Raw genomic sequence first — 274 nt, forward strand, 5'->3', positions numbered from 1 at the left:
GCTTAGCTACACTGGTGGTTTTACCCGCACCTTGTAGACCCGCTACCATTACAACGGCTGGCGGTTGCGCATTTAGACTTAGCTCTTCATTAGCCTCGCCCATTGCTTTTTCTAGTTCTTCACGCACTATTTTTATAAATACTTGGCCTGGGCTTAAGCTTTTTGTAACTTCAACCCCAACTGCGCGTTCTTTAACTTGTTTTACAAAGTCGCGAACAACAGGCAATGCCACATCGGCTTCTAAAAATGCCATACGCACTTCGCGAAGTGTGTC

1 protein-coding gene is annotated in these 274 nt (G+C 46.0%); it reads right to left on the minus strand.

Going from position 1 to position 274, the window contains the following annotated elements:
* A partial coding sequence (locus tag AAEZ18_RS18805) for a signal recognition particle receptor subunit alpha (RefSeq protein WP_352255921.1) occupies positions 1 to 274 on the minus strand: 274 nt, incomplete at both ends.

The organism is Pseudoalteromonas sp. 19-MNA-CIBAN-0066 (assembly GCF_040308705.1).
Lineage (GTDB): Bacteria > Pseudomonadota > Gammaproteobacteria > Enterobacterales > Alteromonadaceae > Pseudoalteromonas > Pseudoalteromonas nigrifaciens.